This is a genomic window from Lysinibacillus sp. FN11 (assembly GCF_024628845.1).
GTDB classification, from domain to species: Bacteria; Bacillota; Bacilli; order Bacillales_A; family Planococcaceae; genus Lysinibacillus; species Lysinibacillus capsici.
The window spans coordinates 4,637,991-4,657,667 of record NZ_CP102383.1 but is presented as its reverse complement, the minus strand read 5'-3'; the positions used below and the strand labels follow the sequence as shown (position 1 = coordinate 4,657,667).

Here is a 19,677-nt window from a genome sequence, read left to right as displayed (position 1 = left end):
TTAAATGGACACATAAGGGGATAAGACAATAATGGAGAATCGAGAATTATTAGAGCAGCATTTACAAGAGATTCAGGTGTGGGAAAAAGATCAAAAAGATTTATGGTTTTGGGAGAAATTAGGTAGAATACCATTTAAATTATTAGATAAAATGACACCTGCCTTTCTTCAAAATAAAATTGCCTTGTTGGTAGATGAACTAGGCAATTATATTCAGTCAGGTGGAAAGTATTTAATCAATGAACAAGCCATGATACAAAAAATTCGTGACCATTCTTCCACACAGCATATTATAACTATATCTGATATTGGTCAGATTCCTTTAGAGGACATGATCTCCCTCAGTGATAAATTACAAAATGAACGTGTGAAATTTGCTACTGTACAAGGAGCCTCTACTGGCTTTGGTGGCATCTTTACTTTAGCTATTGATATTCCAATGATTTTAGGGACTGCACTAAAAACTTTGCAAGAAATAGCAATTATTCATGGCTATGATCCGAACGATAAAATGGAACGTATTTTTATTGTAAAATGTCTACAATTTACCTCTGCTGATATTGTTGGTAAAGAAGCAATCTTACAGGAGCTTTCTACTATGAATAGCTCAAAAAAGGCTTCAGATAACATGATTTCTCAGCTTCAAGGATGGCAGGAAGTATTTTACACATATCGTGATCAGCTAGGCTGGAAAAAGCTGTTTCAAATGATCCCTATTGCAGGGATGGTTTTTGGAGCCTATGCTAATAAAGGCATGATTCAGGATGTAGCCGAAACTGGTATTATGCTTTATCGTAAAAGACGTATTTATGAAAAACTTACTGACCTAGATGGTTAATCAAAACATACTAACATTAGTAGTACAAACCAAGGCCATGGTTTGTGCTACTATTTTTTTATAGTAGAAGTGAAGAAAAGTCGACCAGCCTCTGGGACCCTTTGTGAGTCCGTATATAAAACCGGCTAACTTCACGCCCTTATATGAATCAGCTTAGTATGTTGGGTCCAAAGAGATCGTGTATAAGAAAGTGGAATCGATAAGGTACTGTGAAGACTTCTATGATTGGTCACAAGGAGAAGCATGAGATGAAACACGTTATTGCATTAGATGTCAGTAAAGGAAAAAGTACCGTTGCGATTTATGATGGTCATCGCCAATGTGAATTTGAAGGTGTGTTACTTCATACACGGGGTGATTTCGAGCGATTACACGAACGAATAGTAGAGATGTCAAAGCAAGATGGACAAGCACCAGCTATCGTATTTGAAGCAACAGGCACCTATTCAAAACCTATCGAAGCATTTTTCAAAGATTACGGCTATGCATACTGCCGCATGAATCCACTTGAAGCGAATTTACAGATGGCTTCGATGCGTCGTTATAAAACCGATATTAGTGATGCCCATGAACTTGCGAAGACTCATTTCAAAATGGAACGCGAAATAACGTACATACAAGATGAATATTATGAACAGATGCGTGCATTGACTCGTTATACGATGAAATTGATGAAGAAATCATTTTACTCAAAAGTAGAATGCATGCTATTTTACAGCTGAGTTTTCCAGAATTAGAAAAGCTGATTACACCAGGTTCAGCACTATTTTTAAATATTGTACAACTCTATCCACACCCCGCACTTTTACAAGCCCATTCAAAAACGATGATTAAAAATCGTTTAAAGGCCAATACGCGAAAAAAACTCTCGCTAATGCGTGCGGAGGCTAAAGCTATTACATTATTAGAAGCAGCTGAAAATAGTTACCCCGCGATTAAACCCACAGATATTCGTTGTAATCAAGCACGAGATTACGCAGCTCGCATTGCGGATTTATTAGAGAAGAAAGATACACTTGTGAAACAGATGGTGGAATTGTCTGAAGGACGAAAAGAATATTTAGTATTTCGTTCGATTCCTGGGATTGGCGATTCAACGGCGTGCCGATTAATTGGAGAGATTGGTGACATCCATCGCTTTCAAAATGCGAAACAACTGAACGCTTACGCAGGCATTGATATTATGCGGTACCAGTCTGGAAATACGCAATATCGGGACAGGATTAATAAACGAGGAAACAAACATTTACGAAAGATTTTATATTTTATGGTGTGTGCCATGCTTATGGCTAAAGGAAAACCGAATCATTTTGTGGACTATTACTACAAATTAAAAAAGCAACCTCAGAGGAAGCCTCATAAGGTTGCGATCATCGCCTGCATCAATAAGTTTCTGAAAGTGACATTTCAGTTACTGATGCGTGGCATTCTTTACGATTATGAGTCCGCACTACCAGCTCAGAAATCGTAATCACCTACATAGAACTATATCATAATGACCTTTCGAAAAAAATAAAAATCGTCAGGTCTTTTTGGCGTATCTAAAAAATGAGAGTGAAGTGGTGGAGGATATTCTTCACCATTTCACTCTCTCATAAAAATATAAATTATTCTTTAAATATGGTTGACTAATCGTAAGAAAAAGAGGCTGGGACATAACTCGATTATATTGAAAAACAATAAAAATGAATATTAACTTTTCCACTTCAAGCAGTTAAATATGCCTTCCTAAATCAAAAAAATGTTAGACCAATGATATCTTGGTCTAACATTTTTTCTTTTTGTCCCAGCCTCTTTGTGCTTTTATATTTTAATAAGTATCTTTCCTTGGTGCTGACGACTTTCCATAAATTCATGAGCCTTTTTCATTTCCTCTAAGGCAAATACTTTAGCAATTGGCACCTGAAAATTTTCTTCTTTTACTAAAGAGAAAATATCTTGTGCAACATGTTGTAACAGCTCTGGCTTCAAAGCTCTTGTCGTACCTAAGCTAAATCCTTTTATATTACGGCAGCTACTGTGTAAATCTGCTGTTTTTATATTTCCTGCTCTGCCTCCACTATTCCCGAATTGGACAAGAGTGCCATAAGGCGCTAAGCAATTTAAACTCTCCTCGGTGATAGCTCCTGCAATGGAATCGTACACAATTTCAACACCCCGACCCATTGTAAGTTCATTGACATTTGTACTAAATTGATCATATGTAAGTACATGATCCGCACCAAGCTGGTAAACGATTGGGGCTTTTTCTAAATTACTTACCGTACCTATAATCTGTTTAGCTCCAAGCCTTTTTGCCATTTGGACAAGCATTGTCCCTACCCCACCAGAAGCAGCATGAATTAAGACAGCATCCTGCTGACCAATTGCTGCTATTTGATGTGTTAACATATATGATAAAAATAAAACAGTCGGTACAGCTGCTACCTTCTCGATTGGTAAACCACTAGGAATTTTAAAAACTAGTTGTTCCTTTGCTACAACAAATTCTGCATAAGCACCGTTTTTCGGGAAGGCGATAACTTGGTCACCCTTTTGAAAACCACTGCTATCATTAAAAACTTCTTCAATCACCCCTGCAACATCTAAACCAAGAACCATCGGAAAATTTGCTTTAGCTTTATTACCTGTGCGATTTTTAAGATCTGCGAAATTTACGCTTGTATAGGTTGTCCGTATTAAGACTTCTCCCTCAGAAATAATCGGTTTTGGACAATCAATAAATGTTAAAACATCAGATGTACCAAATTCATTGATAATAATAGCCTTCATAAATTTCTCCCTCCTTGCTATAGTAAAATTATATACTATATATAGAAATGATGGAGGAATATTCATGAAAATCAAACCTAAGCAAGCCATGTATAATGGTATATCCTACAACTTTTTTGATAGAAAAAGCGATAAGATATGCTTTATGCTCTCTGGCACGGGCTATACCTATGATAAACCTATACTTTATTATTCTACAGCATTAATGCTAGAACTTGGCTATGATGTCGTCCAAATCAATTATACATTTGAGCAACAGCAATTCGAACAGGACTCCCAAGCCATATCAAAAATGGTCTATCGTGTTGCCAACCCGATTGTAGAGAACAGCTTGCAATCAAAGCCTTATAGAGAAGTCGTTTATCTAGGAAAATCTCTAGGTACTATGCCTATTGTCGATTATTATATGCAGCAGACCTCTTCTATCCCTGCTCGTTATGTACTTTTCACCCCATTACTTTCTCTTCAACATACAATGATAAATCTATTAGACAAGCATGCATTTTTGGCAATTGGTACAGCTGACCCTCATTATTCACAGGAGAAGCTAGCCCAACTTGCTACCCTTCAGCTTGCCGTTTTGGAGGACCTTAATCATTCACTTGAAAATCCTTTGAATGCTGTTTTATCCATACAGCTTTGCCAGTCGCTTATAACACAATTAAAAATCTTTCTACAAAATAATTAGTTAAATTTTTATAGTACTATTTACCAGAATTATGTACATATGTTACACTAGCGAAAATACATTGAAGAGAAGAGTAAATAAGGCTGTTCTTCCAAGAGAGCTCGGATTGCTGAAAACGAGTAAGAACGAATTATTGAAACAAGCCTCGGAGTAGCGCATTGGATTTTGTTTGAATGATGGTGCGACGGGAACTCCCGTTATAGAGTTACAGTATAAGCATAGGCTTTATGCCGTACTGAAAAGGCTATTATGGTGACATAATAGTGAACTAGGGTGGCACCACGTGAGTATATAAATTCTACAACCTCGTCCCTAAGACTAATCGTCTTGGGGGTGGGGTTTTTTATTTTGCAAATCGTCACTTTGCTTAAGGAGGAATTTATATGAGAAAAGCTTTAGAAAGCTGGCGCTATCCTGCCATTCTATTATGTAGTATTGGTGTTTCCAGTGTTGGCGAATGGATTTATTTTATCGCCTTAAATTTAATTGTGTTAAACCTCACAGAATCTGCTCTGGCTGTCTCTGGATTGTATATTGTAAGAGCGATCTCTTCCTTGTTCACTAATTTTTGGTCAGGGAGCCTAATCGATCGTTTTAATAAGAAAAAGCTAATGATTATTCTAAATATGATTCAATCTATACTCATTGTCATACTCCCCTGCTTTACAAGCCTCTTGTGGATGTATGTCCTTGTTTTTCTCATTACAGCAGCTAGCTCTATGTATCAGCCGACATCTATGACTTATATCACTAAGTTAATTCCTATCGATCAAAGGAAACGCTTTAATTCATTACGCAGCTTACTTGACTCTGGTGCATTTCTAACTGGGCCAGCAATCGCAGGTTTCTTATTCACAGTCGGAACACCCCATATGGCCATATATTTAAACGCGATTGCTTTATTTCTATCAGCCTGTATAACGTTCAAAATGCCAAATATTGAAGCCCTTGAAAAATTTGTTAACCGTACAGAAAAAACATCCTTTTATCGCGTATTGCTTCAGGATTGGCAGATGGTCATACGCTTTAGCTTAAAAAATTCCTATGTGATGGTTGTCTATTTGTTGTTTAGTGCTATCATCATCTTGATGACAGCTACTGATTCTTTGGAGGCTGCCTTTGCAACACAAATATTAGCTTTATCCGAAGGAGAATATGGTATTTTAGTCAGTATCGCAGGGGTAGGTGTTTTAATTGGCTCGCTAACCAACTCTGTTATTGTTGAAAAAATACCAACTTCTTGGTTAATAGGTATGGGGTCTCTCGTAACAGCATTGGGCTATTTAATATTTACATCCGCCTTTTCCTTTCTTATAGCTGCTTTAGGTTGCTTTGTATTATCCTTTGCTACTGCCTTTGCGAATACAGGATTTTATACATTTTATCAAAATAATATTCCTTCTGAGAGCATGGGTAGAATAGGAAGTATTTATGGATTTTTTGAAGCCCTTTTTATTATTATTTTTACTGCTATTTTTGGGATTTTTGCTGAATGGATAACTATACGATCAGTTGTCGTTAGCGCATCCTTTATGATGGTATTTGTAGCTATTATTCTACTATGGCTAAATATAAAACCTACGAAAGGCCACTATTATCAAAGGTTCATGAGTAGCAAGCAACAGTAATTAAAAAACTGTATTATCTCACTTTTCATAAAAAATCAACCATCTAATGTCCACTATTTTTTGACACTAGATGGTTTTTTATCGAAGGAAATAATTTTTATATATATCCTAATTCATAGGATAGTTGCTGTGCCGTTTTAATGACTTCCTGTGTTATATTTTCTAATTTTTCAGCATCTGTATCATATTCAAAGCACTCTGCACTAATGGCTGCAATTATTTGTTTATTTGAATCAAATATAGGAGCTGCTATGGATACTGTCCCCTTTGTTTTTTCTCCAACGCTTATGGCAATGCCTTTTTCTCTTACATCATTGAGGCTCTCTATCAATTTTTCTTTCTCAGGCTCCTCAAGTTGTTGGAAAAATTGTTGCTGTACATCGCTTTTAGAAAACGCAAGCAATACTTTATTTGGAGCTCCTATAGGATACGGGATTTTTTCACCAATCATATCAATAATACGGACATTTTTAGGACTATCAATTCGATCAATAATAATGGATGCAAACTGTTTCGCAATACTTAAATAGATTGTTTCGCGAACATTATATGCAAGGTTTTCTAATAGAGGATGTGCTTTTTCTCTAATATCCGTCTCATGATACATTTTCATGCCAAGTTGCAACCATGTATACCCTAATCGAAATTCTTTTTTATTCTCATTTCTCTCTACTAAATCAAAACTTTCTAATGTATATAGTAATCTGTAAATTGTGCTAGTAGGCAAGTCTGTTTCATTAAAAATTTCTTGCACAGTAAAAAAACGCTTCGGATGCTTCGCCAATATATTTATAACTAACATAGCTCTTTCGATTGATTGAATCATTACAATTACTCCCTTTCATTTCCCCATATGATCACTATCTTAAGGTTTTTATAGATCCAGTTAACTTTAACTAGGATCATTATGAAATTAAAATTCATGCAAATTATCAAATTTTTATGTACCTTCAATTTTTTACATGTAGCCCGCTTTTGAATATAGTTTCATTTTATTTTAACTAATTTTTATGCATATAAATAGATGCTACATGAAATATATACATAGTTCCACTCAATTAGTGTGGAAAATTACGAGTATTCACAAAAATTCAAATTGACAATTTGTTGTTTTGCATTTACGATGAATTTATATTCCACTATGTAGATTAAATTTCATATAGTGAAAAATAAATAACGATAAAAATATGTATTTCTCTTCTAATTATCTATTTACATCATCTTGAAAAATAAAATACTTTACTATCAAAAGGAGCAAAAATTATGAATACTTTTATGTGGGATACACCTGAAAAACTACGTGCCCTATTATGTGAACTTGTGAGCTGGGAAAGCCGAACATTAACGGCGGGCGAAAATAAATTTGCCTTTCGCTTAAAAGATAAATTGTTAACGCTTCCATACTTTGAAAAGCATCCAGACTTGATTGAATTACATGATGCAGGGCTTGGCAGAAATGCAGTGACAGCCTTCTATAAGCATCCCACGGCAACAGAAACTGTTGTGTTAATCAGTCACTTCGATACCGTGCATACGGAGGAATATGGTGAACTAGAGCCGTTAGCCTTTTATCCAGAAGAACTAACGAAAAAGCTAATGGAACCTAAATACCTAAAAGATTTACCAGAGGCAGCTCGCATTGATTTGGCATCTGGGAATTATTTATTTGGTCGCGGCACAATGGATATGAAAATGGGTCTTGCCTTACACATGCAGTTGATCGAAAAGGCAAGCTTAGAGCAATGGCCGATTAATTTGATTTTAACAACGGTCCCTGATGAGGAAGTCAACTCTGCTGGTATGAGAGCGGCTGTTGTGGAACTCGTGAGACTGCGGGAACAGCATGGTTTAACTTATAAATTATTTTTAAATAGTGAGCCATCGTTTTCACAAGGGCCTTCGGATACGAATGAATATATTTATTCAGGTACAATTGGTAAAATCATGCCTGCTGCTTTGTTCTACGGAAAAGAGACACATGTCGGTGAGCCATTAAAAGGGATGACAGCTACCTTTATCGCTTCCTATATGACACAGCATATGGAGTGGAATCCCCTTTTCCGTGAAACAGATTTAGGTGAAAGCACACCACTACCCGTTTCTCTACAATTAAAAGATTTAAAAATGGAGTATTCTACACAAACACCATACCGTGCGGCGGCACTTTACAATGTCTTTTTGTTAAAACGGACAGCGGCTGAGGTAATGGCTATTTTTGAGGAAGTTGCGTTACAGGCAATGGCTGCTTGCAATGCGCACTATCAGGACATTTGTACACGAGAAAATGTTCAGGGTGTGGGCAAGGTAAAGGTCTTACGCTACGAGGCATTATTGGAGCATGCGATCCGTAAATTAGGGGCTGAGGAAGTACAAGCGATTAAGCAGCAGGTTCAGCAGCATCCTGCATGGGATGATCGTGAAAAATCGATTCGTATTGTGGATCAGCTCATGATTCGCTGTCAGGAATTAGCACCTGCCACAGTCCTGTTATATGCGCCACCTTACTATCCAGCCATTAATTCATCCAACCATCCATTAGTGAAACAGTCGATTGAATTAATGAAGCAAACAGCTCAAACATTTGATATTGAGGTGGAGCAGATCCACTACTTTAACGGAATTTGTGATTTAAGCTATGTCAACTATTCAGATGCATCTAATGAGTGGCTAGCATTTGAGCGGAACACACCCGTATGGGGCGATACGTATCATATTCCATTCAAAGAGATGGCGGCATTACAAGGTCCTGTCTTAAATGTCGGCCCATTTGGTAAGGATGCCCATCAAAAAACAGAGCGATTACATGTGGATAGTGCGTTTAAAGAGATGCCTATTATGATTGATACATTGATTAAAAGTTTATTTTAAGTAAAAGAAACTTCATTCAAAATAGCTTTCATATCCTCTCATTTAAATTGTTACCTAATAATCTAAGATGACACAGTACAAAATAGAAAGAGGTTGTTATATGGATTTTGCCGCTTTAACAGGTAAAATAGCAGGGATTATCTGGAGTAATGCATTAGTTTATCTTTGCTTAGGAGCTGGCGTTTACTTTTCGCTTATTATGAAGTTTCCACAGCTACGTCTCTTCAAAGATATGATTAAACAATTATTTAATAGAAAAACTTCGGCAAATGGCGTTTCATCTTTTCAAAGCTTTGCAATGGCATTAGGTGGACGTGTCGGTATTGGGAATATCGCTGGTGTAGCTACAGCAATTTATTTTGGAGGACCAGGGGCTATCTTTTGGATGTGGGTCATAGCCTTTTTAGGAGCTGGTGCTGCCTATATTGAGTCCTCGTTAGCCCAGGTTTGGAAACAAGAAATCGCAGGAGAGTATCGTGGAGGACCCGCATACTATATTGAAAAGGGTTTGAAAAATAAGCCATTTGCTATATTATTTGCTATCGCTACTATTATAGCAACTGGTTTCACTGGTTCAGGTGTTCAAGCCTTTAATATTGCTGATTCTACAAAAAATGCCTTCGGGATTTCACCAATAATTACAGGTATTATTGTTTCCGCAATATTTGGATTTGCTATTTTTGGCGGTATTAAAAGGGTTGGAAAAGTTGCTGAATATGCTGTACCGTTTATGGCAACTGCTTACATACTTCTTGCATTCATTATTTTATTTATCAATATAAAAGATGTACCTGCAATATTTGCTTTAATTTTCAGCTCTGCCTTTAATTTAAATGCTGCATTCGGTGCTGTTTTTGGAAATGCAATTATGTGGGGTGTAAAAAGAGGGGCTTATTCAAATGAAGCAGGTCAAGGTACTGGAGCACAGGCAGCTGGTACCGCAGAAGTATCTCATCCTGCTAAACAAGGGCTTGTCCAAGCATTCTCGGTCTATGTTGATACACTACTTGTATGTACAGCTACAGCCATTATGATCATCTCCACAGGCAGTTACAATATTGCCCATCCTAATGGGGGATTTTTGGTTGAAAATCTACCAGGAGTTGAAGCAGGTACGGCATTCGCACAAGAAGCAATTAACTCATTCATTCCTGGTTTAGGAAGTCCTTTCGTGGCTGTCGCTGTATTTTTCTTTGCAATAACTACTATGCTTGCTTTTGGGGTATACACGGAAAGTAATGTTGCTTACTTATTTAGAAACAATAAAAACTTTGCTACTATTGCTATTGTCGTAAAAGTACTACTAGTTATCTCAATCTTTTTTGGAACAATTCGTTCCTCATCAACTGCTTGGAATCTTGCTGATATCGGTGTAGGTACACTTGCATGGTTAAACCTAATTGCTATTATCTTATTAACAAAGCCAGGTTTAGCTACATTAAGAGACTATGAAGAGCAGAAGAAGTTGGGTCTTGACCCAGTCTTTATTCCCGAAAGATGTGGAATTAAAGATGCAGAATTGTGGAATGAAATCACTGAAAAAAACTATCCAGATCAATTAGCCGCATTAAAAGAAAAAGTTGGCGACTTGAAATAATTAAATGAACCCTGTAGTAGTCACTAAGAAGTTGAAAAGTTGCAGCTATGCAGGGTTCTTGCTTTTTAGATTTCCATAGAATTCAAGTTAGATTATCTATCTTTCAGTTGGGAAATGCTTTACTTGATCAACTGCCTCTAATAATTTTTTTGTTACCATTTCTGATTCATCAATATGGCTTGTTAGAACGCGATTTGTTTCATCAAATAAGGCTGTCGTCCTATTAAATTTATGCATAACGTCTTCGTTTGATAGCTTCTGCTCTTTAATTGAAGCTAATAGCTCATTTATTCCCGTTTGAACATTTGTCATAATATGCAGCAATTGATCAATTTTTACTGATGTTTTAGCACTTTTATCAATGCCTTCCGTTACTAGCTGCATATTATTTTTATTATCCTCGTAAGCAAGTCCAATTTGTTCTTCTATTTTCTTTGTTAAATTAGCAATATCTTCTGTGCTTGTTTTCGTATTTTCAGCTAATTTGCGAACTTCCTCGGCAACAACCGAAAAGCCTTTACCATGCTCCCCTGCTCTTGCTGCCTCAATAGATGCATTCAAAGCTAGTAAATTGGTTTGATTTGATATTTCTCCAATAACATTAACAATTTCCGCTATTTGCTTTGAGCGCTCACTTAAATTACTCATGCTTAAAGATGTTTTTTGAGACTGCTCTCCTAACGCATCAATCAAATGCTCTACCTCCTGAACAGCCTGCTTACTTTCAACCGATAATGTCATCATTTGATCCGAGGAAGAGATTAATAAATCGCCTTTATCTAGGGCATTTTCAGAAATTTTATTGGATTGAATTGTGCTATCCTCCACTTTATTAAACTCTCCTACAATATTTGCGACCATTTCTCCTAAAATAGTATGCTGGTCATTTACCTTGTTATGTTGTTCAATAGTTTCAATGATTTCCTTATGTAACTCATTTAAAAAAATTTGAAATTCATGATCTTTCTTATCCAGCTTTGCATTCAGTTCATCAATTTTAGCCTTAAATTGCTCTATATCTACTTTTTTTGATTGAAACATTGTTAACACAGCCATCACCTCAGAAAATAGAATATGAATATGTATTTATTTTACTGGATTTAAAGTAATTAATATACATTTTAAGAAAAAAACAAACACTCACTACTAACAACGACATAGCGTGATAGTAGTGAGTGTTTTGTTTTTTAATAGGCTAAACCAAATAAAGCTTTAATATGTGTTAAGTAACGAATATTAGAAGCTTCTTTCATTAATGTTGCAGGAAGGCCTTTAAGCTCTGTGTTGCTCGCACCAATTGTAGCAACAGCATCTTTACGACCTAAGCTTGCAAGTGTGCCAGAGTTTACAGCTGAGAATGCTTTCATGTCTTGGTTTTTGTATTGTGCAAATACATTATAACCAGCACATTCACCCATTTGCCATGCAACTTGTGCTGTTGGAGCGTATAGTGGACGACCTCCATCAGCTGGTAGGGCAACCGATGCATCACCAATAACAAAGACATCTTCGTGAGATGTAGATTGTAAGAATTCATTAATCGTTGCTTTGCCACGATCAGCAGCTAGACCTGATTCGCCTACGATTGGAAGTGGAGCTACCCCACCTGTCCAAACAAGTGTATTTGCAACAATTGGTTCACGATCTTTTAAAGAAATAACGTTGCCGTCAACACCTGTTACTGGTGTACCTGTAATAAATTCTACGCCACGTTTAGTTAAGCTTTCAGTAGCACGTTGGATAAGTGTATCTGGAAGAACTGGCAAGATTTTCGGACCAGCTTCAACAAGTTTAATTTTAAGATCAGCAAAATTAACACCATGTTTTGCAGCGATTTTCGGGAAGTTGTCCACGATTTCACCAACAAGCTCAACACCTGTTAAACCGCCACCACCAATAACGATTGTTGCATCTGCTTCATCTTTAGATTGTGCATATGCTTCAATGCGGTCTTCAATATGTTTGTTGATTTTATTGGCATCATTTACTGATTTAAGAACCATAGAGTTTTCTTCTAATCCTGGGATACCAAAGAATCCTGTTTGGCTACCTAAAGACACTACAAGTGTGTCGTAAGTTAATGTATAACCATTATCTAGATCAACTTTTTTAGTATCAACATTAAATTTGGATACTTTCGCAATGTGTAGGTCAATATCTAAACCTTTAAAGATTTTTTTAAGTGGTAATGCAACAGCACCTTCTGCAATTGTACCACCAGCTAAACGGTGAAGCTCAGTGATAATTTGGTGTGTTGGGAATTGGTTTACTACAGTGATTTTAGCTTCATCAGCTGATAGATACTTACGTGCTGTTAATGCAGTTAAAACGCCAGCGTAACCTGCACCTAAGATGACGATTTCTTTTGACATGATTAATTAATCCTCCGTCCTTACGAATTGAATTTACCTTGAGTCTTATTTGGCTTTGCGTTCTGAGCTTACTTGTAAGAAAGCATTAACAAAACGGAAAACATTTTGAACTTGAGGGTCTTTTAACATTTTCACAAGACCGAATAAACCAATTACTTCATGGCTTTCAGATGCACGGTCTTTCGCTTCAATTGCAGTTGCTGCAAGGTTTTTCGCAGAGCCAACTACAGGACCAGCGATTTCTGTTACTGCTCCAACAGTATCGTTTTTAAGCACTTCGTCTGTTGCAACAGCTTGAGCAAACTCATATGATTTCGTTAATAATGTCATCATTTCAGTTAACTTCGGTAATTGCTCAACTAAAGTTGTAAGTGATTCTTGAACTTCAGGCTTTAATAATTGATCTAGTACATCTAATTGCTCTTTACTCACAGTTACTTGTTCAGCCTGTGTTTGGTTATTCGTTTCTGACATTTTGAACTCTCCTTTGCCATCACTAGTACTATTTTTTATTGCTTACATGTAAAAAAGACCATTAAGGTAAAACTTAACAGTCGTTACAGCGTATATCTTACACAATCACCAGTCACAAGGGCTGGATAGCGATTCGTATGACTTGTTATTACAATGTTTACTTTAAATCGCAAAAAGCGCATCATAATACCATCCTTATCTTGTCTTGGTGACATTACAACCTTCATTATAAGACTGTTTGTACATTATTTCAATGAGCTATATCACAATTTCGACAATCTTTTCAAAATTCATTGATTTCATCAACTATTAACTGTCTTGCTATAATAAATTTTCCAACGCATCATAATTTTTATTGACAATTCTTTTTCCTGTCATCTCTATATACCCTTAGTTTTGGAAAGCAGATAATCGACGGCTTAAGGTTTCTCTAGTAGTATTCATTAAGGAAGTTAAATCTTTTTTGTTAGTGTCAATAGAAATGTATCATTCTTGGCTAACGAAGCAGATTTTAGAATAAAGGAAGCAAGTCTTTCACTCACTTCTTTAGAAATAGCTTCACTCTAATGATTTTTCGTCTCCTCTATACGAGCAGAAAGCTGGGCTTGTGCAACTGTTGTATCAAACGTTTATGAAGCATAAACAGCTTCTACAAGGCATCTCTATCGTTGCACGTCTGTCACCACATAAAATTATAGTTCTTCAAAAATGAGCATATAAAAAACTCCATATAAAGTAGGAGCTTTTCTTTATTTTAATTTAATTACAATAACACGAACGTCTGTAATTGCTTCTAAGCTGTGCTTTTCAGATGGTTTTAAAGCTAAAATTGTATCTGGTGTCAAAATTTCCTCCACACCTTCAACGATAAAGCGAGCTTCACCAAATTGAACAATAATTAGCACTTCATTGTCCGCATGATGCTCAGGAATTTTTTCACCTGCACGCAATTGAATGTTCAAAATATCTGCACCAGCGATACTCCCTAATTTACCAATATGTTTAGTCTTTTCTTCTAGCATTGCTTGGATTGATATAATTGTCATTGTCATTCCCCCATTACTGTTGTCCCTAGTTTTAGGCTAATATAGTTTCTTTTTGAGTTACGATGTTCCACTACTTTCTAGGCCACACCCCTACTATAATAAAAAGAATCGCTCTAATTGTCTGTGACTTACATCACTAAAAAGAAGTATCCCAAATACAATGAGATAACTCCTTTTAAAAACCTATTTTGTGTTAACGTTTTTCAACAGAAAGCCAGAAGAAATTTGTTACTTCCTTTGCCGTCACATCTACTGAGCCTAGCAAAGTTTTACCATCGCCATCTTTAAAATACCCTACAGTCATTAATGCCATAAAGTTATGAGCGAAAAACTTTGCATTTCCTTTTCGAATTGTGCCCTTTTCCATCTCTTCTTGCATAGACTGCTCTATTGTTTGATACATACCATTTTCGGATGCTTGAACTTGTCTCAGCTGCGTTTCCGAAAGATTGATGGTAGCCTCTTTCATAAAATTTTTCATATCAATATCGATCGTGGCTGATAAATGAACTTCAACGAGCTGTTCGAGTCGTTCTTTAAATGGTTTAGGCTGCTCTAAAATTTGTAGAATAGATAGCTTGATACGATCCATCATAGCAATTAAAGCAGATGTATATAAATCCCCTTTAGTTGGGTAGTAGTAATAGACAGTCGCCTTTGTTACGTTACAAGCCTTTGCTACATCATCCATTGAAATATTTTTGTAGCCCTCTTTAATAAAAAGTCTTGTGGCCGTTTCAAGGACAATATCTTTTGTAGGTTTCGCATTTTCATCATGGCGAGGTCTTCCGAGAACACGCGGTGATTGTTTCAACAAGTTCGCCTCCTTAATTAAGCATTCTTTTTACGCATATTATAACATATTAATATTTATGGATTGATTAATTAACCTTCTAGTATATATAATTAAGTCACTTACATGAAATGGGGGTCTTTTGATGAAAAAACATCCACTTGAGCAATGGGGCTCAATGGTTGCAAGTAAAAAGGGAAGATTATTAGCACTAGCTTTTTGGGTGTTATTAGTAGTTGTATTCTCATTTGCTTGGCCACAAATCAATAGCATAGAAAGTGAGTCAGGCAAAAACTTACCTGACACGGAAATGTCTGAGCAAGCTGCGTCCATTATTGCAGAGCAATTTCCTAATGATGCTGGAACACCTCTATTGTTGGTGTGGCATCGCGTAAATGGCTTAACACCTGATGATTTTTCGGCTATACAGGGTGTATACAAGGAGCTGCAAGCAAAGCCCTTAGCCCATCAAACAATGGTTCCACCATTTGATCAAATGCCTCCTCAGGCTTTAATGGCTTCCGCTTCTGAAAATGGTACAACAATTGTTACACCTGTGTTTTTTGAAAAAGGTGTCGCTACAGATATACTACAGGATAGTTTAGATAAGCTGACAAAAATAATGGAAGGTTATCAAGTCCAATTAGATGATAAATTATCAAGCGATGCACTTCATGTGCGCTATTCTGGACCAGTGGGAATTGCCACTGATGCTGTCAGTTTATTTTCACAAGCAGATGTGAAGCTATTAATCGCAACTGTATTACTCGTTTTGGTATTACTTATTATTATTTATCGTTCGCCATTGCTAGCTATTATTCCTTTAATTGTTGTAGGGCTTGCCTATGGTGTAATTAGCCCGACACTTGGTTTTTTTGCTGAACAGGGATGGATAGATAAAGATTCACAGGCTGTTTCCATTATGACTGTTTTACTTTTCGGTGCAGGTACTGACTATTGTTTATTTTTAATTTCAAAATATAGAGAAATACTCTTTGATGTTGAGGATAAAACTGTCGCAATGAAGCTAGCTGTTAAAGAATCGGGTGGTGCTATTTTAATGAGTGCCCTAACAGTGGTTATAGGTTTAGCGACCCTTAGTCTTGCCCATTATGGCGCATTTCAACGCTTTGCCGTACCATTTAGCTTTGGTGTGCTTGTCATGGGGGTCGCAGCACTTGTTGTCCTACCAGCAATTCTTGTCCTTATTGGGCGAGTAGCGTTCTTCCCCTTCACTCCTCGGACGGAGGAAATGGCCAAGAAAAAGGGCAAGAAACAGCATAAGCCTTCACATAAGGTCAGTCATAAAATTGGTCATTTTGTTACCCATAAACCTTGGGTCGTTATCGCTGTAACTGTCATCTTGCTTGGGGGGTTGGCGGCATTTGTTCCGCGTATTCAATATACATTTGATTTGCTTTCATCCTTCCCAAAAGATATGCCGTCTAGAGAAGGATTTACATTAATAGAAGAAAATTTTTCGCCTGGAGAGCTAGCACCTGTTCAATTAGTAATAAACACAGAAGGTACTGATATTAATATACAGCAACAACTTGAAGCTATCTCTTATATTGATAGTGTGGCAGATGTACAAATTGGCGAAAAAAATAAAAATATACACTTGTATGAACTCAATTTCAATGCCAACCCTTATGCACAGGAGTCATTAGCTCATATTCCTGAACTACAAAAAGAGGTTATTAAAATACTAGAGGAACAAGGTCTCAACAACGCTGAGAAACATGTTTGGCTTGGTGGAGAAACAGCTAGTCAATATGATACACAACAAATAACTAAGCGAGATGAAACAGTAATCATGCCAACCATGATTGCCTTAATCGCATTATTATTATTTGTCTATTTACGTTCTATTACAGCAACTGTTTATCTATTAGCCACTGTTATTATTTCTTATTTTGGGGCATTAGGCGCTGGATGGTTAATTTTACATCATATTATGGGGGCCGAAGCAATTTCTGGAGCTATTCCATTGTATGCTTTCGTGTTCTTAGTAGCTCTCGGAGAGGATTATAATATCTTTATGATCTCAGAAATTTGGAAAAAGCGTAAAACCACTGATCATTTAACAGCAGTAGAAGAAGGTGTTGTCCGAACAGGAAGCGTTATTACGTCTGCTGGACTCATCCTAGCAGGTACATTTGCGGTGCTGGCAACATTACCGATTCAAGTGCTTGTTCAATTTGGTGTTGTGACAGCAATTGGTGTATTGCTCGATACATTTATTGTACGACCATTACTTGTACCAGCTATCACAACAGTATTAGGTAAATATGCTTTCTGGCCAGGTAAGCTATTTAAAAAAGATGCCTAAATAGATAACATGGACATTAGCTAGGTATGATTGTCATACATGCTCATGTCCGTGTTTTTTTTATATTAATACTATAAGCATTTCATCATATAATTATAGTAAATTGACCTTATTACATTCTATTTAAATAAGGAGTGGCATGCATGGATCTTCAAAAATTACAGCAACGTTTCCCATTATTAAGCCCCTTCTCAGGTAGAACTGATGGAAATTATGTATTTAATTTTGACAATCAGCTTTACGAAATTCCAATACACACAATGACACAAAATGAATATGAGCTATTGCGAATATTCTCAGAACCCACTGTCTTATCCGATAACTATGATATAGTTTGGCTTGACTATTTAACAGATAAAACAGATATTGCTCCAACTACTCTTCCTATGCATCGTTTGTTATTTCTTCACTTTGATAAAGACTTTACAACACCTACATTATTGCGTTCAGTCTTCGAAGCTTTACTCGGGAAGGATATTATACTGCTATCGCTTCAGCCACAATTATTTGTCATAATCGAATGTATCGACTGCCATGAGTTTTTAGATTTGGCTCATTATGTTAACCCCATAATGGCAGACTTAGAGGCTCATTTTAAGATTTTTGTTTCTGATGTTATACACAACATCACCACGACCAAGGAACGATTTAACTGGTATGTTCACCTTCTACCATCCATTTGGACTTATACACCAAAGCATATACTCACACAGCAAGAGCTTTTAGTGCCATATGTAACGCAGCATCTAGCCTATCAAGAGAAAGAGATTTTTATCTCCTCTATCCTAAAAAGAGCCACTTCTCAGCCAGAATTACTCCATACAATCAAGAAATTGATTGAATGCGATGGAAATATTACATTAGCCTCTAAAAAAATGTATATGCACCGTAATACCTTACAAAATCGCCTAGAAAAATTTCAACAAATGACGCAAAAGGATATTCGGCAATTTTCTCATCGACTAGAAGTTTATCTCGCAATTATTTTCTTAGAATCACTTTAAGACCAACTGCACAAATTATGCCTTCAACACTGTGCAAGCTTTCCATATCACTCTATTCGAAAGTCATTTACAATGAAAATATGACTTGAAAAGGGGTGCAGTATGTATGGCGGAATTACGGTTAGAGCATATCTATAAGATTTACGATAAAAATATCCAAGCCGTAACTGATTTTAATTTGCATATCCATGATAAAGAATTCATTGTGTTTGTAGGTCCTTCTGGCTGTGGTAAGACCACAACTTTACGTATGATTGCTGGCTTAGAGGATATCTCAAAGGGAGAACTATACATTGACGATGTTTTCATGAATGATGTGGAATCAAAAGATCGTAGCATCGCAATGGTATTTCAAAGCTATGCTTTATATCCACATATGACAGTCTATGATAATATGGCATTTAGCTTAAAGCTACGAAAGGTCGATAAAAAGGAAATAGATCGTCGTGTTAAAGAAGCTGCTAAGATTTTAGGATTAGAGGATTATTTAAAAAGGAAGCCGAAAGCTCTATCTGGTGGACAACGTCAACGTGTTGCACTGGGAAGAGCACTTGTCAGAGATGCTAAGGTATTTTTAATGGATGAGCCTCTTTCGAATTTGGATGCCAAATTACGTGTACAAATGCGAGCAGAAATACAGAAGCTCCATCAACGAATTCAAACGACAACGATCTATGTCACACATGACCAAACAGAGGCTATGACGATGGCTACCCGTCTAGTAGTGATGAAGGATGGCCTCATACAACAAATCGGGACACCTAAAGATGTATATAATACACCCCTAAACATGTTTGTGGCAGGCTTTATTGGTTCACCATCCATGAACCTCTTCCACTGTCGCCTAACAGATACCGAGATCCTTTTAGGTGAGCAAAGCTTCCCTATTCCCTCCTTATACCTGTCATTATTAAAGGAAAAAGATTATTTAGGGAAAGAAATTGTTATGGGTATACGTCCTGAGGATTTACAAATTACTGATATTATTTCTCCTTACACGTTCACTGCAACAATTGATGTTGCAGAATTACTAGGAGCAGAAACTTATCTCTATTGTTCTTTAGCAAATCAAAACTTTATTGCTCGAGTACAGGCTGATAGCAATTTGCATCCAACTGACAAGGTTTTCCTAGTTATGAAGGAAGAAAAGATCCATTTCTTCAATCCTCAAACAGAGGAGCGTCTTTGATAAAAACATGCATTGCTCCCACTTGAAAGAAGGGAATTTTTATATCTGACTCGTCAAATAACTTTGCTGAATTAAG

At 36.6% G+C, this 19,677-nt stretch carries 16 protein-coding genes, 1 pseudogene and 1 other annotated feature; of the genes and pseudogenes, 9 read left to right on the top strand and 8 right to left on the bottom strand.

Features of this window, described 5'->3' with window-relative positions; all coding sequences use genetic code 11:
- Positions 1-31: 31 nt before the first annotated feature.
- The gene (locus NP781_RS24310) at positions 32-838 is read left to right on the top strand and encodes an EcsC family protein (protein ID WP_257521019.1); all 807 of its coding nucleotides are present in this window, start codon (positions 32-34) and stop codon (positions 836-838) included.
- Positions 839-1,086: 248 nt separating this feature from the next.
- Positions 1,087-2,309: pseudogene (locus NP781_RS24305) on the top strand (IS110 family transposase).
- A gap of 332 nt (positions 2,310-2,641) precedes the next feature.
- On the opposite strand, the gene NP781_RS24300 reads toward NP781_RS24305, so the two are convergent.
- Positions 2,642-3,610: a quinone oxidoreductase family protein gene (locus tag NP781_RS24300; RefSeq protein ID WP_221678998.1), complete on the bottom strand. Its 969-nt coding sequence runs from the start codon at positions 3,608-3,610 to the stop codon at positions 2,642-2,644.
- 64 nt (positions 3,611-3,674) lie between these two features.
- Between NP781_RS24300 and NP781_RS24295 the strand changes: the two genes are divergently transcribed.
- Together NP781_RS24295 and NP781_RS24290 are read left to right on the top strand one after the other, a co-directional pair.
- Entirely contained in the window at positions 3,675-4,298 is a 624-nt protein-coding gene (locus NP781_RS24295; RefSeq protein ID WP_221678997.1) for a hypothetical protein, read from the top strand.
- 52 nt (positions 4,299-4,350) lie between these two features.
- Positions 4,351-4,615: a binding site (T-box leader), on the top strand.
- 66 nt (positions 4,616-4,681) lie between these two features.
- Positions 4,682-5,926: an MFS transporter gene (locus NP781_RS24290; RefSeq protein WP_221678996.1), complete on the top strand. Its 1,245-nt coding sequence runs from the start codon at positions 4,682-4,684 to the stop codon at positions 5,924-5,926.
- Between the two features lie 97 nt (positions 5,927-6,023).
- Here NP781_RS24290 and NP781_RS24285 read toward each other — a convergent pair whose 3' ends face one another.
- Positions 6,024-6,752 (bottom strand): IclR family transcriptional regulator, encoded by a 729-nt coding sequence (locus NP781_RS24285; protein ID WP_257521018.1) that lies wholly within the window; start codon positions 6,750-6,752, stop codon positions 6,024-6,026.
- A 437-nt stretch (positions 6,753-7,189) separates the two neighbouring features.
- Here NP781_RS24285 and NP781_RS24280 point away from each other — a divergent pair, with 437 nt between their 5' ends.
- Together NP781_RS24280 and NP781_RS24275 are read left to right on the top strand one after the other, a co-directional pair.
- Positions 7,190-8,794 (top strand): M20/M25/M40 family metallo-hydrolase, encoded by a 1,605-nt coding sequence (locus NP781_RS24280; protein ID WP_257521017.1) that lies wholly within the window; start codon positions 7,190-7,192, stop codon positions 8,792-8,794.
- Between the two features lie 100 nt (positions 8,795-8,894).
- Positions 8,895-10,391 carry an alanine/glycine:cation symporter family protein gene (locus NP781_RS24275; protein ID WP_221683387.1) on the top strand — a complete coding sequence of 499 codons (1,497 nt, stop codon included), beginning with the start codon at positions 8,895-8,897 and terminating at the stop codon, positions 10,389-10,391.
- Positions 10,392-10,487: 96 nt separating this feature from the next.
- Here NP781_RS24275 and NP781_RS24270 read toward each other — a convergent pair whose 3' ends face one another.
- The 6 genes from NP781_RS24270 to NP781_RS24245 form a co-directional block, all read right to left on the bottom strand.
- Positions 10,488-11,447, bottom strand: coding sequence for a methyl-accepting chemotaxis protein (locus NP781_RS24270; protein ID WP_255601754.1), 960 nt, complete (start codon positions 11,445-11,447; stop codon positions 10,488-10,490).
- Between the two features lie 131 nt (positions 11,448-11,578).
- Complete coding sequence (locus NP781_RS24265; protein ID WP_257521016.1) at positions 11,579-12,763, bottom strand: NAD(P)/FAD-dependent oxidoreductase; 1,185 nt, start codon at positions 12,761-12,763, stop codon at positions 11,579-11,581.
- 45 nt (positions 12,764-12,808) lie between these two features.
- Entirely contained in the window at positions 12,809-13,237 is a 429-nt protein-coding gene (locus NP781_RS24260) for a helical membrane plugin domain-containing protein (RefSeq protein WP_004227758.1), read from the bottom strand.
- Positions 13,238-13,320: 83 nt separating this feature from the next.
- Entirely contained in the window at positions 13,321-13,452 is a 132-nt protein-coding gene (locus tag NP781_RS24255; RefSeq protein WP_255349861.1) for a hypothetical protein, read from the bottom strand.
- A gap of 534 nt (positions 13,453-13,986) precedes the next feature.
- Positions 13,987-14,283 carry a cupin domain-containing protein gene (locus NP781_RS24250; protein ID WP_221683383.1) on the bottom strand — a complete coding sequence of 99 codons (297 nt, stop codon included), beginning with the start codon at positions 14,281-14,283 and terminating at the stop codon, positions 13,987-13,989.
- A gap of 193 nt (positions 14,284-14,476) precedes the next feature.
- On the bottom strand, positions 14,477-15,097 hold the full coding sequence (locus NP781_RS24245) for a TetR/AcrR family transcriptional regulator (protein ID WP_257521015.1): 621 nt from the start codon (positions 15,095-15,097) through the stop codon (positions 14,477-14,479).
- A gap of 124 nt (positions 15,098-15,221) precedes the next feature.
- On the opposite strand from NP781_RS24245, the gene NP781_RS24240 reads away from it, so the two are divergent.
- The 3 genes from NP781_RS24240 (at position 15,222) to NP781_RS24230 (ending at position 19,601) form a co-directional block, all read left to right on the top strand.
- Positions 15,222-17,408, top strand: a complete 2,187-nt coding sequence (locus NP781_RS24240; RefSeq protein ID WP_257521014.1) for an MMPL family transporter — start codon at positions 15,222-15,224, stop codon at positions 17,406-17,408.
- A 143-nt stretch (positions 17,409-17,551) separates the two neighbouring features.
- Positions 17,552-18,412, top strand: coding sequence for a PucR family transcriptional regulator (locus NP781_RS24235; RefSeq protein ID WP_257521013.1), 861 nt, complete (start codon positions 17,552-17,554; stop codon positions 18,410-18,412).
- Positions 18,413-18,518: 106 nt separating this feature from the next.
- Positions 18,519-19,601, top strand: a complete 1,083-nt coding sequence (locus NP781_RS24230; RefSeq protein ID WP_221683379.1) for an ABC transporter ATP-binding protein — start codon at positions 18,519-18,521, stop codon at positions 19,599-19,601.
- Positions 19,602-19,677 lie beyond the last annotated feature (76 nt).

Bases quoted from the DNA above. Each gene is read 5' to 3' on its own strand.
- NP781_RS24310 (WP_257521019.1), top strand. From the start codon at position 32: ATGGAGAATCGAGAATTATTAGAGCAGCATTTACAAGAGATTCAGGTG.
- NP781_RS24300 (WP_221678998.1), bottom strand. From the start codon at position 3,610: ATGAAGGCTATTATTATCAATGAATTTGGTACATCTGATGTTTTAACA.
- NP781_RS24295 (WP_221678997.1), top strand. From the start codon at position 3,675: ATGAAAATCAAACCTAAGCAAGCCATGTATAATGGTATATCCTACAAC.
- NP781_RS24290 (WP_221678996.1), top strand. From the start codon at position 4,682: ATGAGAAAAGCTTTAGAAAGCTGGCGCTATCCTGCCATTCTATTATGT.
- NP781_RS24285 (WP_257521018.1), bottom strand. From the start codon at position 6,752: ATGATTCAATCAATCGAAAGAGCTATGTTAGTTATAAATATATTGGCG.
- NP781_RS24280 (WP_257521017.1), top strand. From the start codon at position 7,190: ATGAATACTTTTATGTGGGATACACCTGAAAAACTACGTGCCCTATTA.
- NP781_RS24275 (WP_221683387.1), top strand. From the start codon at position 8,895: ATGGATTTTGCCGCTTTAACAGGTAAAATAGCAGGGATTATCTGGAGT.
- NP781_RS24270 (WP_255601754.1), bottom strand. From the start codon at position 11,447: ATGGCTGTGTTAACAATGTTTCAATCAAAAAAAGTAGATATAGAGCAA.
- NP781_RS24265 (WP_257521016.1), bottom strand. From the start codon at position 12,763: ATGTCAAAAGAAATCGTCATCTTAGGTGCAGGTTACGCTGGCGTTTTA.
- NP781_RS24260 (WP_004227758.1), bottom strand. From the start codon at position 13,237: ATGTCAGAAACGAATAACCAAACACAGGCTGAACAAGTAACTGTGAGT.
- NP781_RS24255 (WP_255349861.1), bottom strand. From the start codon at position 13,452: ATGTCACCAAGACAAGATAAGGATGGTATTATGATGCGCTTTTTGCGA.
- NP781_RS24250 (WP_221683383.1), bottom strand. From the start codon at position 14,283: ATGACAATTATATCAATCCAAGCAATGCTAGAAGAAAAGACTAAACAT.
- NP781_RS24240 (WP_257521014.1), top strand. From the start codon at position 15,222: ATGAAAAAACATCCACTTGAGCAATGGGGCTCAATGGTTGCAAGTAAA.
- NP781_RS24235 (WP_257521013.1), top strand. From the start codon at position 17,552: ATGGATCTTCAAAAATTACAGCAACGTTTCCCATTATTAAGCCCCTTC.
- NP781_RS24230 (WP_221683379.1), top strand. From the start codon at position 18,519: ATGGCGGAATTACGGTTAGAGCATATCTATAAGATTTACGATAAAAAT.